We start from the raw sequence: 3,647 nt of genomic DNA, 5'->3' as shown, positions 1-3,647 counted from the left end.
ACCGCGTCGGGTCCGGCTGCGTCGAAGGCCGCCTCGAAGGTGTCGGCCACAGCCGGCGGCGCCGCGGCGACGGGCGCTGCGGGAGAGATCTGGGAAGAGGCCGCGACCTGCTTCCGCGCGTGGGCCGACGGCGACACGGGGGAGGGTGGGCTCTCGGGCCTGGTGCGGGTGATGACCCCGGTGCTGTGGCACGTGGTGAGGTCCTACCGGCTGCCGCACGAGTTGGCCGAGGACGTCGTACAGACCACGTGGCTGGCGCTCGTACGCCGGCGCGACGCGATCGAGGACCCGGTCGCGATCGGCGGCTGGCTGACCACGACGGCGCGTCGTGAAGCCTGGCGGGTGTCGAAGCAGAAGAACCAGGCGATCCCGGTCGAGGACGAGGAGATCACCTTCCGGTTGCCCCGGCAGCGTTCGGCGGAGTCGGTCGCGGTCGAGGCCGATGAAGGTGACCGGCTGTGGCACGTGGTCGACGGGCTGCCCGAACGATGTCGGCGGCTGTTGCGGATCGTGGCCTTCGAGAACCGGCCCGACTACACCCGGCTGGCGCAGACCCTGGACATGCCGGTGGGCAGCATCGGACCCACGAGAAGCAGGTGCCTGGCCAAGTTGCGGGTCGCCTTGATCCAGAACGACGGAACGGAAGCAGGACGATGAGCAACGACTACAGCCGGGACGGTCTTCTCCAACTGGTGCGCGACGTGTGGACCGAGCACGACCCGGTGCCGGAGGGACTCGTCGACCGCATGCAGGCGGCGGTCGAGGCCGAGCTTGCGATCGCCGGCACCGACCTCGACTTCGAGCTGCTGGTGCTGGTCTCCGACGAGCAGATGCTGGCCGGTGCCCGCGGCACCGCCACCTACACCCTGCGCTTCAGCAGCGGTGACGTCGACCTGCTGGTTCGAGCCGTCGGAGACGCCGAGGGGCGCACCCGTCTCGACGGCTGGGTCTCTCCGGCCGGTCCCCTGACGGTGCGCGCGACCCCGGTGCCCGACACGGGCGCCAGCTGGGAGGCCGAGAGCGACGACACCGGTCGCTTCGAGTTCACCGACCTGCCGACCGGCATGGTGCGCCTGCACCTGACCCCGCGCGACGCGGCCCTGAAACCCTTCGCCACCCCGGCCTTCGAGATCTGAGGACGACCATGCAGCAGAAGAGCTCCGACGAACCCGAGCGCCCCGAGCGTCCGCAAAGGCCTCTCGATCGCGAGCCCGAGCCGCCGCCCAAGTGGAAGATCGCGCCAGTCGACGGGAGGGTCCTCGACCCGGCCACCGCTCTGGTGGTCAAGGGGGTGCAGCCCCGTTCGACGGTGTACGTCGGTCCACGGCTGACCGTCTCCTACGGCAAGGACTACGCCGAGACCCTCGATGTCCTCCGGGACGTGGCCGATGACCTCGGGTGGGACGTCGAGCCCGACGACGACGGGCAGCGCGAGGCGTTGCGCTTCGGCGTACGCCGACTCCGGCTCAACGTTGCCTCGCGCAAGGCCACCCTCGCCCCCGACGGGTGGATCCTGCTCCAGCAGGCCCGGGCCAAGTACGGCGTCGAGCGGTTGCACGGAGTCGGACTCGACCACGTCATCTCGGTGGCGACGGTGGGGTCCAACCCGTTCCACGACGGCAATCCGTTCCACGACGGCAATCCGTTCCACGACGGCAATCCGTTCCACGACGGCAATCCGTTCCACGACGGGAACCCCGCCCGGGGCGGGGGCTCCTACGCGGTCTCGACCTACGGTCTTCCGGGCAGCGGCGGCCGCCAGCCCATCGCCTACGTCGGTCCGCGCCCGCACCGTTGTTCCGACGCCGAGCTCGAGGAGCGACGACCCGTGGTGGCGGTGCTCGACACCGGTTGTGCGCCGCACCCGTGGCTGGACCTCGTGGTCAACACGAGCGTGGGGCTCGACGGTCAGCCCATCGGCCATGTCGACCCTGCGACGGCGCCCGATCTCATGGGCGATCTGGTCGGTCCCCTCGACGGATCCATCGACACCCTGTCCGGTCACGGCACGTTCATCTGCGGCCTGGTGCACCAGGCATGTCCGGACGCCGACATCCTGTCGTGGCGCATCGTCTCCTCCGAGGGACCGATCGTCGAGTCCGACCTCGTCCTGGCCCTGTCCCAGATCGCCGAGCTGGCCCGCCGTCACCGTGAGGGCGAACCAGGTGGGCAACGCATCGACATCCTCAACCTGTCGATGGGCTACTACCACGAGACGCCCGAGGACGCGCTGTTCGATCCGACGATGCACGACATCCTCGAGGACCTCGGCCGCAGCGGTGTGATCGTGGTCTGTTCGGCCGGCAACGACGCGACCAGCCGCCCACTCTTCCCTGCCGCCTTCACGCCGTGGCACGACGGCAACGGGCCCTATCAGCCCGACCCGGACGTCGTGCCCGTGGTGTCCGTGGGGGCGCTCAACCCCAACCAGCGAACCGATGCGCTCTTCAGCAATGCCGGGCCGTGGGTGCGGGCCCACGTGCCCGGCGCTGCCGTCATGTCGACGATGCCGGGCTTCCAGGGCGGCTTCCAGGCGGTGGCCGCCACCACGGCGTACGGCCGACCCCGCGAGTCGATCGATCCTGATGACTTCCGCGGCGGCTTCGCCGTCTGGAGCGGCACGTCCTTCTCGGCCCCGCTGCTCGCGGGCATCCTCGCGGCGAACCTCCAGGGCGAGCTCGAGCGTCCCGGCCAGCCGGTGAGCCCCGAGACGGCTGTGAAGCGAGCCTGGTCCGTGGTGGAGAAGTGCACGGGTATCACGCAATGATGGATGCGTGGTCTCGAGCGAGGAGCTGCACCAGCGAGGGGTAGCTGCCATGAACCGGGGGATGTTTCCCCGGGCCAGGCAGTGCTTCGAGCACGCCCGGGACCTGGCCGACGACGACGACCTGCTGGCGCGTATCGACCTCAGTCTCGCGCTCGTTCACGGGGAGACGGGAGAGCCGGCACAGGCACTCGAGCTGTTGCGTGACGTGGCCGCCCGGCGGGGAATCGAGAGTGAGACCCGTGGCCTCGTGCACAGCCAGATCGGGCTGGTCCACATGTTGCGCGGTGACAACGAGGTTGCCCTGACGTGGTTCGAGTCAGCGATCGCCTCCTTGTCCGACGACGTACCCCTGGGACGCGCGCACCTCAACCGCGGCGGAGTCTTCCTCCAGCAGGGGCGAAATGCAGAGGCGATGCGCGACTTCGAGCGCGCGCAGGAACGGTTCGCCGCTGCGGGCGACGACTACCTCGCGGCGAAGGCAGCGCACAACCTGGGCTACATCCAGCTCCTGGCCGGAGAGCTGGCCGCCGCACTTCGCAGCATGAACGCGGCCTACGAGGTGCTGGCGCCCGAAGGGCCGGTGGTGCGCGCGACCTGTGAGCAGGATCGGGCCGAGGTGCTGCTGGCCGCCGGCCTGGTCACCGAGGGACGCTCTGCCCTGGTCGAGGCGGCCAAGGCCTACTCCAGCCGCCGGCTGCACCAGCGTCGAGGTGACGCGATGTTGGCCCTGGCCCGCACCCTGGTGCTGGCCGATCCTGCGGATGCGCTGTCGTCGGCGCGGCTGGCGGGCCGGCTCTACGACCGGGTCGGCAGCACCGCCTGGCGGGTGCGGGCCGACGCCGTCGCCCTGGCCGCCGAGGTCGAGCTGGGGCGGCAGGGG

4 protein-coding genes are annotated in these 3,647 nt (G+C 70.4%); all 4 read left to right on the top strand.

What is annotated here, in order from left to right; translation table 11 throughout:
* Positions 1-657, top strand: a 657-nt coding sequence (locus NJ4_RS24730) for an RNA polymerase sigma factor (protein WP_322787654.1), incomplete at its 5' end; no start/stop codon positions are given.
* On the top strand, positions 654-1,136 hold the full coding sequence (locus NJ4_RS24725; protein ID WP_067442072.1) for a hypothetical protein: 483 nt from the start codon (positions 654-656) through the stop codon (positions 1,134-1,136). The genes NJ4_RS24730 and NJ4_RS24725, both read left to right, overlap by 4 nt.
* An 8-nt stretch (positions 1,137-1,144) precedes the next feature.
* On the top strand, positions 1,145-2,767 hold the full coding sequence (locus NJ4_RS24720; protein ID WP_067442069.1) for a S8/S53 family peptidase: 1,623 nt from the start codon (positions 1,145-1,147) through the stop codon (positions 2,765-2,767).
* A 49-nt stretch (positions 2,768-2,816) separates the two neighbouring features.
* The coding region (locus tag NJ4_RS24715) for a tetratricopeptide repeat protein (protein ID WP_157551345.1) at positions 2,817-3,647 on the top strand (831 nt) is incomplete at its 3' end.

It is taken from the genome of Nocardioides jensenii JCM 1364 = NBRC 14755, assembly GCF_001552535.1.
Classification (GTDB): Bacteria; Actinomycetota; Actinomycetes; order Propionibacteriales; family Nocardioidaceae; genus Nocardioides; species Nocardioides jensenii.
The sequence above is the reverse complement of the archived record's forward strand: the minus strand, read 5'-3'. Positions and strand labels throughout refer to the sequence as shown.

Bases quoted from the DNA above. Each gene is read 5' to 3' on its own strand.
- NJ4_RS24725 (WP_067442072.1), top strand. From the start codon at position 654: ATGAGCAACGACTACAGCCGGGACGGTCTTCTCCAACTGGTGCGCGAC.
- NJ4_RS24720 (WP_067442069.1), top strand. From the start codon at position 1,145: ATGCAGCAGAAGAGCTCCGACGAACCCGAGCGCCCCGAGCGTCCGCAA.